The sequence below is a fragment of the Alteromonas genovensis genome, assembly GCF_010500895.1.
Classification (GTDB): domain Bacteria; phylum Pseudomonadota; class Gammaproteobacteria; order Enterobacterales; family Alteromonadaceae; genus Alteromonas; species Alteromonas genovensis.
The window spans coordinates 67,219-84,714 of record NZ_JAAAWO010000008.1 but is presented as its reverse complement, the minus strand read 5'-3'; the positions used below and the strand labels follow the sequence as shown (position 1 = coordinate 84,714).

General features: G+C 45.4%; 12 protein-coding genes. 8 read left to right on the top strand and 4 right to left on the bottom strand.

Translation table 11 applies throughout. The features are described 5' to 3' along the window. Window positions 1-136 precede the first annotated feature (136 nt). The 3 genes from gorA to GTQ48_RS11665 all read left to right on the top strand — a co-directional run bounded on the left by gorA (window position 137) and on the right by GTQ48_RS11665 (window position 6,959). Window positions 137-1,486 carry a glutathione-disulfide reductase gene (gorA, locus tag GTQ48_RS11675; protein WP_163106868.1) on the top strand — a complete coding sequence of 450 codons (1,350 nt, stop codon included), beginning with the start codon at window positions 137-139 and terminating at the stop codon, window positions 1,484-1,486. 371 nt (window positions 1,487-1,857) lie between these two features. Then, the gene (locus tag GTQ48_RS11670; protein ID WP_420837606.1) at window positions 1,858-5,199 is read left to right on the top strand and encodes an amidohydrolase family protein; all 3,342 of its coding nucleotides are present in this window, start codon (window positions 1,858-1,860) and stop codon (window positions 5,197-5,199) included. 224 nt (window positions 5,200-5,423) lie between these two features. After that, window positions 5,424-6,959, top strand: coding sequence for a M20/M25/M40 family metallo-hydrolase (locus tag GTQ48_RS11665; protein ID WP_163106866.1), 1,536 nt, complete (start codon window positions 5,424-5,426; stop codon window positions 6,957-6,959). A gap of 155 nt (window positions 6,960-7,114) precedes the next feature. Here the strand turns inward: GTQ48_RS11665 and GTQ48_RS11660 are convergent, their stop codons facing one another. Then, entirely contained in the window at window positions 7,115-8,659 is a 1,545-nt protein-coding gene (locus GTQ48_RS11660; protein ID WP_163106865.1) for a hydroxymethylglutaryl-CoA reductase, read from the bottom strand. Window positions 8,660-9,183: 524 nt separating this feature from the next. Here GTQ48_RS11660 and GTQ48_RS11655 point away from each other — a divergent pair. The 5 genes from GTQ48_RS11655 to GTQ48_RS11635 all read left to right on the top strand — a co-directional run bounded on the left by GTQ48_RS11655 (window position 9,184) and on the right by GTQ48_RS11635 (window position 14,497). Beyond that, window positions 9,184-10,437 (top strand): HlyD family secretion protein, encoded by a 1,254-nt coding sequence (locus GTQ48_RS11655; RefSeq protein WP_163106864.1) that lies wholly within the window; start codon window positions 9,184-9,186, stop codon window positions 10,435-10,437. Window positions 10,438-10,439: 2 nt separating this feature from the next. Further along, entirely contained in the window at window positions 10,440-12,743 is a 2,304-nt protein-coding gene (locus GTQ48_RS11650) for a peptidase domain-containing ABC transporter (RefSeq protein WP_163106863.1), read from the top strand. Continuing rightward, window positions 12,730-13,041 carry a helix-turn-helix domain-containing protein gene (locus tag GTQ48_RS11645; protein WP_032094940.1) on the top strand — a complete coding sequence of 104 codons (312 nt, stop codon included), beginning with the start codon at window positions 12,730-12,732 and terminating at the stop codon, window positions 13,039-13,041. Before GTQ48_RS11650 ends, GTQ48_RS11645 begins: the two co-directional genes overlap by 14 nt. A 46-nt stretch (window positions 13,042-13,087) precedes the next feature. Beyond that, the gene (locus GTQ48_RS11640) at window positions 13,088-13,282 is read left to right on the top strand and encodes a hypothetical protein (protein ID WP_163106862.1); all 195 of its coding nucleotides are present in this window, start codon (window positions 13,088-13,090) and stop codon (window positions 13,280-13,282) included. Window positions 13,283-13,540: 258 nt separating this feature from the next. Further along, on the top strand, window positions 13,541-14,497 hold the full coding sequence (locus GTQ48_RS11635; protein ID WP_163106861.1) for an ATP-grasp domain-containing protein: 957 nt from the start codon (window positions 13,541-13,543) through the stop codon (window positions 14,495-14,497). Window positions 14,498-14,695: 198 nt separating this feature from the next. Here GTQ48_RS11635 and hslU read toward each other — a convergent pair whose 3' ends face one another. From hslU to GTQ48_RS11620, 3 genes are all read right to left on the bottom strand, one after another. Continuing rightward, entirely contained in the window at window positions 14,696-16,024 is a 1,329-nt protein-coding gene (gene hslU, locus GTQ48_RS11630; RefSeq protein WP_032094942.1) for an HslU--HslV peptidase ATPase subunit, read from the bottom strand. Window positions 16,025-16,178: 154 nt separating this feature from the next. After that, on the bottom strand, window positions 16,179-16,703 hold the full coding sequence (gene hslV, locus GTQ48_RS11625) for an ATP-dependent protease subunit HslV (protein ID WP_032094943.1): 525 nt from the start codon (window positions 16,701-16,703) through the stop codon (window positions 16,179-16,181). Window positions 16,704-16,848: 145 nt separating this feature from the next. After that, entirely contained in the window at window positions 16,849-17,451 is a 603-nt protein-coding gene (locus tag GTQ48_RS11620) for an SPOR domain-containing protein (RefSeq protein ID WP_163106860.1), read from the bottom strand. Window positions 17,452-17,496: the final 45 nt, after the last annotated feature.

Below are 17,496 nucleotides of genomic sequence, written 5' to 3'. Positions count from 1 at the left end.
TACGCATAGTCTTATGTATTGCTTGCGATTAATCGCATTATTGTTGCTGGCGATGCTATTTCGTATGTAGTTACAGTAGAATTCATGTGAGAATGGAAAAATAAGAATTGGCTCCAACAATTTAAAAGGCTTTTGTATGAAACATTTTGATTATATTTCTATTGGCGGCGGTAGCGGTGGCATTGCATCTGCTAATCGCGCAGCGAAGCACGGTAAAAAAGCGGCAATTATCGAAGCGAAGGATATTGGTGGCACCTGTGTAAACGTGGGCTGTGTACCTAAAAAAGCGATGTGGTATGGGGCGCAAATTGCAGAAGCCGTGCATCGCTATGCGCCGGAATATGGATTTGATGTTTCGGTAAATCACTTTAGCTGGGATGGCCTAATTGCAAGTCGCCAAGCGTACATTGAACGCATTCACGCATCATACGATCGCGTGTTAACGGCTAATGACGTCACGTTAATTCACGGCTTCGCTAAGTTTATCGACAACAATACAATTGAAGTGAATGGTGAACGCATTACGGCAGATCACATTACTATAGCTGTGGGTGGCCGCCCTTCTATTCCAGATATCGAAGGGGCGCAGTACGGTATCGACTCAGATGGCTTTTTTGCCCTAAAAGAGCAGCCTAAGCGCGCAGTCGTTGTAGGTGCTGGCTACATTGGTGTTGAATTAGCAGGTGTACTTCATGCTTTAGGTACAGAATCTCATTTGGTAGTGAGAAAACATGCACCACTTAGAAACTTCGACCCTATCATCCACGAAACCTTGGTTGATATGATCAATACCGAAGGCTGTAAATTGCATACCTTCGCCAGTGTCGAAAAAGTGGAAAAAGCTGACGATGGTGAATTAACAATATCGTTAACCAACGGCGAGCAATTAAAAGCAGACTGCTTAATTTGGGCCATTGGCCGCGAGCCATCTACCGATAAAATTGGATTGGAAAATACCGACGTTGAACTTAGTGATGACGGCACGGTGAAAGTGGATAAATACCAAAACACAACGGCCAAAAATGTATACGCCGTTGGTGATATTACCGGTGAAGCAGAGCTGACTCCTGTTGCAATAAAAGCCGGCAGGCTGCTCAGTGAGCGTCTGTTCAACGGCCAAAAAGATGCGCATATGGACTATTCACTTATTCCAACGGTGGTGTTTAGCCACCCGCCTATCGGCACTATTGGAATGACAGAGCCTGAAGCCATTGAAGCCCACGGCGAAGACAATGTTAAAGCGTACACGTCAAGCTTTGCATCTATGTACACCGCCGTAACCCGTCATCGTCAAATGACAAAAATGAAGCTTATCTGCGCGGGTAAAGATGAAAAAGTCGTTGGGTTGCACGGCATTGGACACGGCATGGATGAAATTTTACAAGGTTTCGCAGTGGCAATAAAAATGGGCGCAACTAAAGCCGATTTTGATGCCTGTGTCGCTATACACCCTACTAGCGGTGAAGAATTCGTTACTATGACTTAACCTCTGGGATTGGGCTTTGGGCTTGAGCCCTAGACTTGAATTCGTGACATAACCAGCAACTGTGACCTTCAATAGGTCGCAATTGCTGTAAAATATTAACCGTAGGCCGCATTTGAAATTAAGCGGCCTTTTTTGTGAGCTAAATAACTCAGCCTTACTCTTTCTCCACTCTGTTTCTTCTTACAAACAACGTAAATATAATGTTAACGGGCATTCATCACTTAATGAAAGCGACTAATCGCGTTATGTTTATATAACGTTTATGTTGTAACGTATGATATTAACAACTAATGCTGTTCTTGTTTACGGGCTTACGAAAAAGAAACAACAACACGCACTCTATAAAAACTAACGACATTAAAAAGTTGGAAATAAATACAATGAAAAAATTATCACTGAGTCTCATCGCATCAGCGATGTTGGCATCAGGCATTGCTCCTACCTTTGCACAGGAAGCAATGTCTCAGAATAAAGAAGAAAACGGCTACGATGTGGAGAACTGGGATGTTAATAACCCGCCTTATGCACTGAACGAGGTGGCAATAAGCACCACTGAAACCACGTGGTCGAGCCTAGATGTGGCACCTAACGGCAAGTTTATGGTGTTTGATATGCTTGGCGATCTATACAAAGTTGATATCAATGGCGGTGATGCGTCGCCACTTACCCAAGACTTCGCATGGAATATTCATCCTTCCATATCGCCAGACGGTAAGCAGGTCGCTTTTATTTCAGACCGCGATGGCCTAAGCAATGTATGGGTGATGGATATCGATGGCGAAAACCTTCATCAAGTGACGAGTGAGAAGAACAACCTCATTCACTCCCCTAAGTGGAGCCCTGATGGCGAATACCTCGTGGTAACAAAGGGGATTATGTCGAGTCGCAGTATTCCTGCGGGCGAGATTTGGATGTATCACAAGTCAGGCGGTGACGGCCTGCAAATTAAAGCGCGAAACAGCGGAAAGCGCGACCAGCAAAACATTGCAGACCCTGTGTTTTCTCATGACGGCAAATACATCTACTTCACAGAAAATACCGTCCCTGGCAGCCGCTTTGAATACAATCGCGACCCGCTAGAAGGTATCTTCGCCATTACCCGCTTTGATCGTGAAACCGGTGAAGAAAGCCGATACATCAGCGGTACTGGCGGTGCAGTTGTCCCTACTCCGTCACCAGATGGCAAGTACATTGCGTTTGTTCGCCGCGTAAAAGACAGAACTGCTCTGTTTATAAAAGACGTTAAAACGGGAATTGAAACGCCCCTCACACTAGAACTTGAAAGAGATATGCAAGAAGGCTTTGGCTCCGAAGGCTACTTTGCGTATTTCGACTGGATGCCCGATAGCTCTAAAATCGTGTACTGGACAGGCGGAAAATTCCACACCATCGATATTGCTGACAAAAGCACATCAACGATTGAAATTAGTGTAGACGCCAAAGTGCAATACGCCGACGCCCTTCGTTTCGACGTAGACGTGGCTCCAGACAAGTTTGATGTCAATATGATCCGCTGGTCTCAAATGTCACCCAATGGCAAAACCGTTTTATTTCAAGCACTAGGTAAGCTGTACGTTCGCGACGTGAAGTCGGGCAACATTAAGCGTTTAACCAAACAAAACGACCACGACGAGTTTTACCCACGTTTTTCTAACGACGGTAAAAAAGTGGTGTATACCACGTGGGACGACCAAGATTTAGGTACCGTTCGCATAGTGTCAGCGAGAGGCGGTAAAGGCAAAGTCATTACCGAACAACCGGGCCATTACATTGAGCCATCATTCTCTGAAGATGGAGAGAAAGTGCTGTTTCGCAAATTTACGGGTGGCTATTTGCTTAACCCTAAATATTCTGTAGAGCCAGGTATTTACGTGGCTGACCTTGAAGAAGATACCGTCAATAAGGTGACTGACGGTGGGTATAATGCCCACTTTGCAGGCGGTGACGAACGGGTTTACTTTACTGAGTCTGCGGGCGGTGAAGCCTATTACGAAACGCAGCTATCGAGTGTAAACCTTAAAGGCAACGACAAGCGAACTCACCTATATGGCAGTACCAAGGTAAGTGAGTACAAACTTTCTCACGATAAAAAGTGGATTGCCTTTGTCTATCAGTTCAAAACGTATGTAGCGCCGTTCGTCGATAATGGTAAGAAAATTACCATTGGTCCAGACATGACCTCACTTCCAGTGACACAGCTTTCAAGCCGTGCTGGAGAGTACCTAACGTGGTCGCCTGACAATAAAACACTGAGCTGGTTTAACGGCCCAACGTTGTTTAAGCGCTCTCTTGATGAAGCCTTCGCCTTCGTTGACGGAGCTTCAGACACATTACCAGAGCCAGTGGCACAGGGAATGGACCTATCGTTCTCTACCGACGCTGACAAACCATCAGGGTATAAGGCACTGGTAGGCGGCAAAGTGGTCACCATGCGCGACGCTGATAATACGCAGGAAATCATCGAAGATGGCGTTGTGCTTATTAAAGATAACCGCATTGAAGCTGTTGGCAAGCGCAGCGATATCGAGATCCCTGCCGACGCGATGCAAATTGATACCAGTGGAAAAACCATTATTCCAGGTCTTATCGATGCTCACGCTCACGGTTCCCAGGGAAGAAATGAAATCATTCCACAGCAAAACTGGAGCCAGTACTCGAATGTGTCCTTTGGTGTCACCACTATTCACGATCCGTCAAACGACACTACCGAAATATTTGCGGCGTCTGAACTGCAGCGCAAAGGTAAAATTGTAGCGCCACGTATTTACTCTACCGGCACCATTTTATATGGCGCAGAAGGACTAGGATACAAAGCCATCATTAACGATTATGACGATGCTTACTTCCACGTTGAGCGCTTAAAAGAGGCTGGCGCGATTTCAGTCAAAAGTTATAACCAGCCACGTCGTGACCAACGTCAACAGGTGTTATGGGCGTCTAAAAACCAAGAAATGATGGTAGTGCCTGAGGGCGGCGGTAAGTTCCAGCAAAACCTAACCATGCTAGTTGATGGCCATACAGGTTTAGAGCACAGCTTACCGGTGGAAAAAGGGTACAGCGACGTAACTCAGCTTTGGAAAGCCACAGAGTTTGGTTACACACCCACGTTTGTTGTGTCTTATGGCGGGATGATGGGTGAAGAATACTGGTATGACAAAACACAAGTGTGGAAAAACCCTCGCTTACTGCGTTATACCCCATCAACCATATTAGATAGACGTGCTATTCGCAGACCTAGCGCACCAGAAAATCAATATAACCATCAAAACGTGGCTAGCTACGCTAAAGAGCTTCGCGACAATGGAGTAAGTGTACATATTGGTGCTCACGGACAGCGTGAAGGTTTAGCTGCTCACTGGGAGCTGTGGATAATGCATCAAGGCGGCTTTACTCCTTGGGAAGCATTACGCGGTGGAACCATTGATGGCGCTAAACACCTAGGTATGTCTAAAGATCTTGGCAGTATTGAAGCCGGAAAATTAGCAGACTTAGTGGTAATAGATGGCGATGTACTCAGCGACATTAAAAAGAGTGAGTACGTTGAATATACCGTGCTAAACGGTCGCGTGTACGAGTCGGCAACGATGAATGAAGTAGGCAGCAAGAAAAAGCGTAAACCATTCTTTTTCGAGCAAGATAACGCCACCTTTATGCCACAGGCAACGGCCGATGCGGTTGAAGCCAAAGCGCACCACTTCCATTGGGAGCATTGATTCTACCAAGCAGTAATTAGCGCCAACAGACGGGCTAAATAGCCCGACATAATTTGCAACACTTAAAAGCCAGCGATGAATGAGTTGATACCTCTCATCGCTGGCTTTTTATTTATGTTTTAACTCAAGCTGAGAATACTGCACTGACAAAAGGAAACCCTATTTGCTTATGCCAAGCTAATGCCTTACTTTTAAACCACTCGTTTGCCATTTAAAGGTAATCTATGCGCGGCCTTAAATACTCCTTACTATTGGTTTTTGTGCTATTCACTTTGCCATCAATCGCTGATAATTCTCGGCTGAAAAACATCAGTGATATCAAAAATTACACCCAAGAAAATCAGCAACAAATATTGCAAGATTTTACGTCTCTCTTAGCCCTTCCCAATGTGAGTGCTAACACACAGGACATGCTGGTTAACGCCAAATGGATAACCAACTATATTGCGCAAAGAGGGTTTACCTCTGAAGTCGTATCGGCAGGTCGTGCACCCTATATTTTGGCAGAGAAAAGCGTACCGGGTGCTACCAAAACCATCCTGATTTATGCCCATTTTGATGGACAACCAGTGGAGCCTGCTAACTGGGCAACACCGCCTTTTACACCTACGTTGATTGATAAGCCCATCGAGCGTGGTGGTAAACCCATTGATTGGGATGGCAAATCGCCACTAAACCCAGAATGGCGACTGGCGGCTCGCTCAGCTGGCGATGACAAAGCCCCAGTCATTGCGCTAATGGCAGCGCTAGACGCTATGAAAGCCCATAACGTAGCGCCTAGCGTGAATATAAAACTGATTTTAGACGGTGAAGAAGAAGTAGGCAGTCCAACATTAGAGGCTATTATGCAAGAACACGGCGACAAGATGACTGCCGACCTCATGCTATTTTGCGACGGCCCAATGCACCCAAGCAGAAACAAGCAGCTAGTGTTTGGTATGCGCGGCAGCATGACCGTAGATATCACCACTTATGGTGCGTTAAGCCCACTGCATAGCGGCCATTACGGTAATTTCTCCCCAAACCCTACCGATAGATTAATGCGCCTACTCACCTCAATGACCGACGAACAAGGCACTATTTTAATCGATGGCTATAACGATGAAGTGCGTCCTATCAGTGAGGTGGAGCGACAGGCAATCGCCAACATTCCTCCTGTGGATGAGCAGCTTAAATACGACTTAGCCATTGCCGAAAGTTTGGGTAAAACAGTACGAGTAGAGGAAGGCGCGCTGAGTCCAGCCATTATCGTTAAGGGGCTGCAAGCCGGTGGCGTAGGTAATCAGGCGCGCAATATAATACAGTCAGAAGCCACGGCATCCATTAACATGCGATTGGCTGCAGACCAAACGCCCGCATTCTTGCGCAAAAAAATGGAAGCACATATCAAAAAACAGGGTTACACCATTGTGCATGAACCGCCTAGCGTTAAATTACGCCGGGAAAACAGTAAGGTTGTGATGCTAGATTGGCGCGCAGGTGCCTACCCTGCCTTTCGCTCAAAAATAGATAGCCCACAAGCAAAAAAATTAGCAGCTATCATGAATAGTATGGACGAACAGCCAACTATCCTAACGCCAACTCTCGGCGGCAGTTTACCCATATATTTATTTGAGCAATCTCTTGATATGCCTATTATTATTCTGCCCATCGCTAACCATGATAATAACCAACATGGTCGCAATGAAAACCTTCGGCTGCAGAATTTGTGGGATGCGGTGGCGATGTATGCCGTCATTTTATCGGAATATGATCGCTAAGCGGGTTTGATCTGGGCAATATGCGCTGTGCAAGAAAATGCAACAACGTGAGTAAGGGTGAAGAGACTCCCGTTTGTTAAACGCGACTCTCTCACCTAATGAATAAGCGGGCTTTTAAGCATGCCACAGCCGCACGTCTTCTATTAGGACTGTAGCTACCTATTACGTCCATACTGCTCGTGAGACGACACCCAGTCTGACGAGCTTATGGCCGATGCCAGTGATATCTCACCTGCCAATACTACCGATGCAATGATTTCAGCGAACTTATACACGCGGTCGCGTCCATAGCAATCAAGCAGCTCTAAACACTCTCTTTGGGTACCAATACCAGTACCACCTCCATAGGTAGCCACAATTAACGAGGGTATGGTAATAGAGACATACAGGTCTCCTTCCTCGGTTAATTCTGAGTACATAATTGCCGCTGATGACTCGGACACGTTTGCCACGTCTTGCCCTGTGGCGATGAACATTGCAGTGATGCCGTTGGGTGAATGCAGGCCAGTGTTGTTTACACCAGATAAGAATGAGCCTACACCCGCCACTCGTCCGTGATAATCAATTTGTTTAGGGTCAACCCGCATCACCTCTAGCAAATGCTCACGCTTAATGGTGGCCTCTGCAGTTACGCGCTTACCTCGGGTACGCATAATATTAATTTGTGATGCTTTTTTATCGGTAGCGAAATTCGATTCAAGATAGAAGTTCTCAATACCTTCGTAGTGGTCCAGTATCCACCCGCAGGCAGCAAATGTGGCTCTACCCACCATGTTTTGGCCGGCTGCATCGCCCGTACGGTAGTTAAAGCGAAGGAAGGCAAATTTGTTTGAGAGGAAATGGTCGATATACGTTAACTTGGCAATACTTGACGTGGCCTCGGCTTCTTCACGTATTTTTTCGATGTTTTCCTGTACCCATTTCACAAAATCTCTTGCACCTCGGGCATTTTCAAATATAAACACAGGCGCGCGCTGCATGGCATCGTCAACAACGGTAGCAGTTACGCCGCCACTCATGTTTAACAACTTCATACCTCGGTTATACGAAGCCACCAAGGTACCTTCTGTGGTTGCTAAAGGTACAACAAACTCACCTTTTGCGTGCTCGCCATTTATTTTTAAAGGGCCCGCAATACCAATTGGCACTTGAGCTACGCCAATAAAGTGTTCGATATTGCCTTTCAAATCATTGGGGTCGATTGAATACTTACCTACATGATTGACCTTATTACCGGTGGCGCTTTCAAAATATTGCTGACGAGTTTTAATAATAGAATCGCCATAATCGTCTAAATCATCTCGAGGAATATGTGCGCTGCGCTGCCCAGCTAAGGTAATATTGTCCTCTACCTCAAACTTCAACTTTCCAAACGGAGATGCAGAAAAGCAGATCCCAAGCTTTCGCTTTTCAGGGCACGCGTCTTTTTCGATATCTAAATGTAGCGTGATGGTTTGTCTAAGCGCGAAGGGCCTACCGTCAGATTGATTAAGTTCAGCTGCAGGTAAAAACGTATCATGAGTAAGTTGAAGTGAAATTTTATCCTCAGGAATTTTCTCTCCATCCAAAGAAACCCAATGCAGCTTTTCAATGGTTGCGTCTTTTAATCTGTTTTTAAGCGAGAACGATAACCCCGTGCTTGTTTTTGAGAGGCTGGCGCGTGTGTAGAGTTGTTTTAATAATATGCTGGGCACAAACATGAGACTTCCTTATTAGCGTATATATTTTCTGTTTCTTATTTGTCGCTTTGGTATTTATGTTCTATTTTTTCTTTTCCATTTTTTTGGTATTTCCTAACTTACCCTTCGGGCTACTGCAGATCTCTGATGTTTTTTATAGCACATTCTTTATACAGATCTATGACTACTTGTTATTTAATGTAGGTCAATCTTTGCTGCTTTTTGCACATTTTCTTATCTATTTTTGCGCCACGCTTTTCAAAAATGAGCCAAACACCCATTTTTATTGACCTTCATAGCACTGGGCCTTCGCTAAATTACACACCACTAATCAATTACCTAAAGTTTATGTGTCGTCGCAACAATGATGACTAGAAGGTATCTGGCAGCAATAAGGGAGGCGTCATGGAATGGGATGCCAGGGATAAAACGTCTGCACGGAAGAGACAGCCAGATACCTTTTTTACCAAGGCATATTCGGTGAGCTAATCACACAGAATAGGCCCTGTTTGATACACCTTAGCGTAGGGTAAAAAGGAGCAGTAATGAGAAAGGGATTATTCCGAAAGGAAGCAATAGCTCATCAATCGACGGCCATTACCGGTCGTTTATTGATGACACCAAAACCAGCTTTCATGGTTATTGCCGCAGTATTAGTCATTTGGTTAATGGTCGTTATTGTTTTTCTGATGCAAAGCAGCTACGCCAGAAAGGCCTCTGTTCAGGGATGGTTAGAGCCCCATGGTGGTGTATACAAACTCTACGCCGACCCACGCGGAGGACAGGTAGCAGATATCTTCGTTAAAGAAGGTCAGTATGTTGAGCGTGGTGCGTCGCTTTTAAGGGTGAGTTACAGCAATAAAAATGCGCTCGGGACTCCGGTAAGCGAAAGGCTTCTAAAGGAACTAGAAGAAAAGCGAAAAAGAACACAAGGTATTATCGAGCGCTTACACACCCTTCATAGCAATGCCTTGCATACGCTTGATGTGTTGATTACCCATGCAAAAAAAGAGCAAGTAGAACTTCAAGATATCACGAGGATAACACGCTCACAGTACGAGGTTACGCTTACTCACTTTGAGAACACTCAATCCCTTTATCACGACGGGCACGTTAGTCATATTGCTTATCAAGAACAAAATTTAAGAAAGCTCGCCAGTGAAGAGCAGCTAAAGCGCGCTATTCAAAACCAAAATACTGCGAACAACAAGATTTCATCGCTCACTCAGAAGCGAGCATCGCTGCCCATGCAGCAGAGAAATGAGCTAGCCAATTATCAAAATGCCCTTAGCGATCTGAATCAACAGATAGTGGCTCATCACAACGCCCACGAAGAAACTATTTATGCGCCTCAAGGAGGCGTTGTATCGGGCCTGCATATCAAACCCGGTTACGATATAAAAGGTAATAATTTATTGCTTACTTTAGTGCCTAAATCTTCCTCCATGCAGGCCCACATGTTAATTCCGGTTCACTCAGCTGGGTTTATCGACGAAGGACAATCACTCAATATTCGTTACGATGCGTTTCCTTATCAAAAGTTTGGTATGCAGTCGGGCCACATTCTTCGTATCTCTAAAACCTTAATTTTGCCTGGCGAATTAAACGATGCTCCGATCATTGCAAACGAGCCTGCTTATTTGGTTACTGCCGAGCTTATTAACGAGACGCTTGTTGCCTATGGTGAGCATATTCAATTAAAAGCAGGAATGACTTTTTCTGCAGATATTGAGCTAAGTCGGCGCACACTCATAGAGTGGTTGTTAGAGCCTCTTTATAGTCTTTCAGGGAGGTTATAATCATGTTCGCACAAGCAAGTACACCACTAAATATCTCGTTTTTTCCAAAAACCAGAGTACCACTCATTTTACAAAGTGAAGCGGCAGAATGTGGGCTGGCCTGCATGAATATGATTGCACAATTTTACGGCGACAAACGAGACCTTAATCACCTTCGGCAAACCATGTCGGTATCGATGCGGGGCTGCACACTACTTGATGTAATGAGTATTGGACAACATGTTGGGCTGCAGTGTCGTGCGCTGAAAATCGAAATAGACCATTTGCGCCAGTTGACTTGTCCTGCCATTTTGCACTGGGAGATGAAGCACTTCGTTGTGTTGACCCGCGTTGATAATAACAGGGTCACCATCAACGACCCCGCACAGGGAGAGCGCACTTTAACGCTCAGCGAGGCCTCAAAGTCAATGACGGGTATTGCCCTTGAAGTCTCTCCTACTGACAGTTTTACGCCAGTGAGTACCGCGCCTACGCTCACACTCAAAGACTTTTTCGTCAACGCTATTGGTTTCAAGCGCAATCTCGTTACGCTTATTGCGCTGTCCATTTTACTACAGCTTTTTGTACTGGCCAGTCCGTACTACATGCAAACGGTAGTAGACGATGTGCTGATTTACAGTAATGATGCCCTTCTCAATGCGCTAGCGCTTGGCTTTGCCTTATTGCTACTTATTGAAATTTTCACCTATGTATTGCGCAAACTACTCGTATTATCTGTGTCTATGCGCTTGCAGCTACAGCTTTCCGCTTCCGTATTTAAACACCTTCTTTCACTGCCTTTAGACTATTTTGCCAAACGCCATGTGGGAGATGTTGTCTCTCGATTTAGCTCACTAGGGCAGATAAGAGAATTTTTAACTACTGGGGTTGTTACCGCCCTGCTAGATGGTTTATTAGCCGTTATTACACTGGTGGTCATGGCGGTGTATTCCATACAGCTTACCGCGTTAGTTGTTGGAGTAATGGCGCTGTATGTGGCCTGTCGCCTCGCCGTGCTTTCGTTTATGAAACGGTTAACGACAGAAAGAATTGGCTTAGCGGCAACGGAGCAAAGTCACTTCATTGAAAGTATGCGCGGTATTTTACCCATTCGAGTATATAACCAAGAAGTACAGCGCCACAGTCATTGGCAAAATAAGCTTGTTGCCACGTTGAATAAAGATATTAGTCTGGGCAAGCTCAACATTGGCAATGACGCAGTGAATAAAGCCATGTTTGGCCTTGAGAATCTCGCGGTTATTTACGCCGGCGCTCTGCTTGTGATTGACAGCACCATGAGCATTGGAATGCTGCTGGCCTTTATAGCCTATAAAGTCCGCTTCACCAGCGCAGTTGATGGCGTCATCAATAGTATTATTGAATTTAAAATGCTGAGCGTTCACTTTACTCGCTTAGGCGATATTGTGTTAACTAAACCAGCCACTCACTCCCTTAAAGCTTCGGCAGGGCTTTATCCTCAGAGCCACCAACCTCAAAAGCGTGAAGCACTCGATAACTCCAAAGCAAGTGGTATAAAAGCCAGCGGTATAGAAACAGCGCAAGCTGAAACACCGAGAAGCGCGAGCATTACGCTGAACAGTCCGACTAATACAACGAGTAACAGCACCGCGTTACTGGCAAAAAATCTGAGTTTTCGGTACAGCGAAGCGAGCGAGCCTGTTTTTAAACACATTAATTTAGCGGTACACCACGGCGACATTATTGCCATTACCGGAGACAGTGGCAGCGGAAAAAGTACACTTATCAAATGCCTCATGGGCTTATACGCGCCCTCTGAAGGCAACGTTAGCCACCAGCAACACAATATGCAGCATGCAAGGTGCAAAATAGCCTCGGTGTTACAAGAAGACACCCTTTTAAATGGCAGTATTGCCGATAACATCAGCTGCTTTTCAGAAACAGCCTGTTTAGAGCAGATTATTCACGCCGCTCAGCTAGCTTGTATTCACGAAGAAATAGCGTCGATGCCTATGCAATATCACTCATTGGTGGGAGACATGGGGAGTAGTTTAAGCGGCGGGCAAAAACAGCGCCTATTGCTAGCTCGAGCTCTTTACCAATGCCCAGACATTTTATTTTTAGATGAAGCCAGTAGCCATCTCGACATGGCAAACGAGGAAAGCATTAATCGCCATCTTAGCGCGCTGAATATCACTCGTATTATGGTTGCACATCGCCCTCAATCTATCGCCATTGCCGATACCGTTTACCGACTAACACATACCAGTTTACAGCTTTTACCACCCTCAACTGAAGAAACAAAGCCTATAGAAACCCCCATGGAGAACACCGATGAAAATACATGAAGTAAGAGAAAGCAACGTCCTAATGACCGAATCTGAGCGAATGCAGGTTGAGGCCCAGGGCATCACGTCAAGTGGCACACTTATCCCTATAAAATGTTTGTCTAAACGAGAGCTTCAGGTTGTTCACAAAATAATGGGGGGATGCTCGAACAAGCTGATTGCAGATCAGCTGTTTATCAGTGAGCGAACGGTGAAATTTCACTGCGCCAATATTTATAAAAAGCTCAATATCACCAGTCGGACAGCACTTATCGCTGGCTGCTTCAGAACCCTTTACCGCGAAGTCGTCTCGCACTAACGCGACGACTTCATTTTAACCCACGCTAATACAAGGAGCGTAACCAATGAAAGACCAACAACAAGCTGTAACACTAGCAGAAGAGCAACTATTTGTTGTATCAGGCGGCCGGACATATCAAGAGGAAGATGTAAAACCACCAACGTTCAGTTTACCCAGTCTGCCGATTTACAAGGAACCGGTTTATATCACCATGGCTATTGGTGAAGGCGGAGGAACCTTACCGGATATACTTGCCTAGCCCTACGTAATACCTGCCTAACTGCGTGCTAGTTGTTGTAAGCGCGGCTGGGCAGCAACCTATGCGCTGAATTATGCAGTCATTTTCTGCCCTTGATTGCTGCAGTTAAATGTTCCAATTAGAAGCTGCACTTAAATGTTCCATTTAAATGCCGCTCTTTAATGCATGAATATTTACGCAGGTATCGATGAGAAAAGGGGCGTCACGCCCTTTATCTTTTTCAGCGCTTTTACATTTTTCATGCAAAAAGGAAATCGCATGTACATTGGACTTATTGGCGACGAAAACGACCCGCAACTCATTCATTTAGCGAGCGCGCTAACCCAACAAAACACACCCTATTTCATTGCTAATACCGCCTATTTTGGAAGCCAGTGGACCATTAGTTTTGACCCCGATTGCAACGAAGGCTATTTGCATTTTACACAACATCAGCTTATGCCTAAACAAAGGGTAATGTTTTCACAGATAAAGGCCGTGTACTGGCACCAGTACATTCCTACAAAGACTATGATAGCGAACTCTGATACTTCTTCAGCATCTAAAAACCTGCAACAAACAGCTGCACAAGCCGTGTGGATTGAACAAGAGTTGTCGAGCACACTGTTGTGCTGGTTTACATACCATGGCACCAAATGGGTAAACTCAATAGACGCCGTTCGATCGCATCAATGTAAACCCATGCAGTTGAGTATTGCATCGCAACAAGGCGCGAATATCCCCTACTCTTTTGTGGGCAATGCGCCTGAGGCTGCTGCGCAATTTTGCAGTAATTTGCAGGAGGTCGTTTACAAACCGGTGCGGGGCGGCAAGGTAGCTCAGTTTGTCAATAAAACAGAACATCTTCGGCCTTTGCTAACAACCTTGCTATCGCAGCGCCCCGTTACTTTTCAAAAGTATATAAGCGGCACGAATATTAGAAGCTACGTACTAGGTAATGAAGTGGTGAGTGTGCGCATCGACTCAGATGAGTTGGATTACAGAAACGACGATGGTGCAACGCCGGTAATTACACTGATCCCCCAACACATTAAACGCTTGGCGGTAAGAATATGTAAAGCACTTGGCATGTATTGGTGCGCTATTGATTGGCGCAAGACCAATAAAGACACGTACTTTTTCTTAGAAGCAAACCCGAGCCCTTTTTACCTAAAAGTAGAGCGCGACACTGGTTTGGACATCACAGGAAGACTGTTAAACCTGTTAACTATGTAGGTTGCGACTTTGTAGTAGCGTATACCAGTCCGCATAGATGATTACTTACTCAGCGAGACTTTAAATGTTCGTAATCGCGGCGTATTACCGCAGGTGCAGTGGTTATACATCAAGGTGACCCAACAAAAAACCCAGCTGCTAGCAGCTGGGTTTTTTGTTAGTTTTCTCATTAGGACTATTGGCAGGCCTTTGCTTTAATTACAAAATAAAGCGTGAAAGGTCTTCGTTATCTACCAACGTTTCTAGGTGGCTGTTAACGTAATCAGCATCAATCACAAATGATTCGCCGCTTTTCTCCGATGCATCATAGGAGATATCTTCCATTAAACGCTCAAGCACGGTGTGAAGACGACGAGCGCCTATGTTCTCGGTGCGTTCATTAACCTGCCACGCCGCTTCTGCAATACGCTGAATTCCTGAATCGTCGAAGGTTACCGTTACCCCCTCAGTTTTCATTAGTGCAATATACTGCTGAGTAAGCGACGCGCTTGGCTCGGTAAGAATACGTTTAAAGTCGCCCACTTTCAGTGCCGATAATTCAACGCGGATGGGCAAACGACCTTGAAGCTCAGGAATAAGATCCGAGGGCTTGCTCATTTGGAATGCACCAGAGGTAATAAACAAGATGTGGTCCGTTTTTACCATACCGTGCTTGGTTGATACCGTGGAGCCTTCAACTAAAGGTAGCAAGTCGCGCTGTACACCTTCTCGCGACACGTCGCCAGAATTATTGCCTTCGCGCTTACAAATTTTGTCAATTTCATCAACGAACACAATACCGTGCTGCTCTACCGACTCAATGGCTTTTTCCTTTAAGTCTTCTTGATTAACTAAGCGCGCCGCCTCTTCTTCAATCAGCAATTTAAACGCATCTTTAATCTTCAGCTTTTTCTTTTTCTTTTGCGAACCAGACAAGTTTTGGAACATACCTTGAAGCTGGTTTGTCATTTCTTCCATACCAGGAGGCGCCATTATCTCTACACCTACCTGTGGAAGCGCAACGTCAATTTCTATCTCTTTGTCGTCTAGCTCACCTTGGCGAAGCTTTTTACGAAATGCCTGACGTGTACCGCGGTCTTCTACTTCTTCCTTGTTACCCCATGCGTCTTCTGGAGGGGGTAACAACGCGTCAAGAATGCGATCTTCAGCGGCTTCTTCAGCGCGGAATTTCACTTTCTTCATTTCGTTTTCTTTCGTCATCTTCACGGCAATATCAGCAAGGTCGCGAATAATGGTTTCGACTTCCTTACCCACATAACCCACTTCGGTGAACTTTGTCGCCTCTACTTTAATAAAAGGTGCGTTGGCAAGCTTAGCCAAACGGCGAGCGATCTCGGTTTTACCTACGCCCGTTGGCCCAATCATAAGAATATTTTTAGGTGTCACTTCTTGACGCAGCTCAGGCTCTAGCTGCATTCTGCGCCAGCGGTTGCGAAGCGCAATAGATACAGCACGCTTGGCATCTTGTTGACCGATAATATGACGGTCTAGCTCGTGGACAATTTCTCTTGGTGTCATTTCAGACATGAATAAACCCTTTTATAAAACATGCTCGGTCTGCGCGCTATGAAAACACCGACGTATCGGTTCGCGCAGTTAAAAAGTAGCAATAACGTCGCTACTGCCCATCTAATGCATTAATACGCTGATGGATAAGTACGTTAGTAAATTAGTACACTAATTAATAATCTAGTACATCAACCGTTTGGCTATGGTTAGTGAATACGCAAATATCACCCGCAATGGTCAATGACTTTTCAGCGATGTCTTTAGCACTTAATTCGGTATTTTCTAACATCGCCGTTGCCGCAGCTTGGGCGAAGTTGCCACCAGAGCCTATCGCAATAAGATCGTTTTCTGGCTGAACGACGTCGCCGTTACCAGTGATAATAAACGATGCGGTCTCATCGGCCACGGCGAGCAGTGCTTCAAGCTTTCGAAGCGCCCTGTCGGTTCGCCAATCTTTGGCCAGTTCAACGGCCGCTTTTGTTAAATGGCCCTGATGCGCCTCTAACTTAGATTCAAAACGTTCAAACAGGGTAAATGCATCGGCGGTACCACCGGCGAACCCAGCTAATATTTTGTCGTGATACAAGCGGCGCACTTTACGAGCATTGCCTTTCATCACAGTATTTCCTAGTGATACCTGACCATCACCGGCCATTACCACTTGATTTCCACGTCGTACAGATACAATCGTTGTCACGTTAATTCCCCGTTTTGTCTGGGAGTTGACGCCGCTTAGACAGAACCTGAGCGGCAGCAACTTATCAATTCTATAAACCTTAAGTGGGGGGACGGTTTATAATTTCAAGGGGCTGGAGGGTTTGTACGCTTACCTGATTTATCTATTATAAATTCCAATACCAAATCTGACAGGTGGCAATGTTGACTTTGCGAAGGCTGTGCTTGGCTTTTTCTGCATCTCGCTTAGACTCAAACGGACCTAAAATAACGCGGAACCATTCTCCGTTACTTCCAGTACTTTGACGAATGAGCGCCTCTAAACCCTGAAAGGCGATTTTCGCCTTCATTTCTTCTGCTTGGGCACGCGTCCTGAACGATGCGCACTGCATAAGATAGCGCTTGTCTGACTTCTCTTGGGCTTCTACATCTACTTCTACTTCATAGCCAGGCAGCGTTTTAATATACTCCCATTCTTCTTCGGGTAATTTAGGCAAGGCTTCTTCGGTTGGTGCTACAGGACGCGCAGCTTGGGTATCCACGTCGTCTTCTACGTTATCTTTAATTGACCATAAAAACACGCCAAAGCCGAGGACAAGGGCAATAATTATAGCAATCCTAAATACCGGAAGCGTATGAAAGCTTGGCGCGCTCGACTGTCGGCTGCTCGCGTGGCTATTGGAATGACTATTGGCGCTGCTTGACGCTTTCTTTGGTGTTTTTTTATTTTTTTGTGTGCGTCCACGAGAGACGTAATCGCGTTGAGCCATAGTTGGCAATATTCCTGCTTATTATCACTAAAATGCCAAATGTGT

Coding starts and splice junctions, on each gene's coding strand:
- GTQ48_RS11635 (WP_163106861.1), top strand. CDS start 13,541: ATGTACATTGGACTTATTGGCGACGAAAACGACCCGCAACTCATTCAT.
- hslU (WP_032094942.1), bottom strand. CDS start 16,024: ATGTCTGAAATGACACCAAGAGAAATTGTCCACGAGCTAGACCGTCAT.
- GTQ48_RS11655 (WP_163106864.1), top strand. CDS start 9,184: ATGAGAAAGGGATTATTCCGAAAGGAAGCAATAGCTCATCAATCGACG.
- GTQ48_RS11650 (WP_163106863.1), top strand. CDS start 10,440: ATGTTCGCACAAGCAAGTACACCACTAAATATCTCGTTTTTTCCAAAA.
- GTQ48_RS11645 (WP_032094940.1), top strand. CDS start 12,730: ATGAAAATACATGAAGTAAGAGAAAGCAACGTCCTAATGACCGAATCT.
- GTQ48_RS11665 (WP_163106866.1), top strand. CDS start 5,424: ATGCGCGGCCTTAAATACTCCTTACTATTGGTTTTTGTGCTATTCACT.
- GTQ48_RS11660 (WP_163106865.1), bottom strand. CDS start 8,659: ATGTTTGTGCCCAGCATATTATTAAAACAACTCTACACACGCGCCAGC.
- GTQ48_RS11640 (WP_163106862.1), top strand. CDS start 13,088: ATGAAAGACCAACAACAAGCTGTAACACTAGCAGAAGAGCAACTATTT.
- GTQ48_RS11620 (WP_163106860.1), bottom strand. CDS start 17,451: ATGGCTCAACGCGATTACGTCTCTCGTGGACGCACACAAAAAAATAAA.
- gorA (WP_163106868.1), top strand. CDS start 137: ATGAAACATTTTGATTATATTTCTATTGGCGGCGGTAGCGGTGGCATT.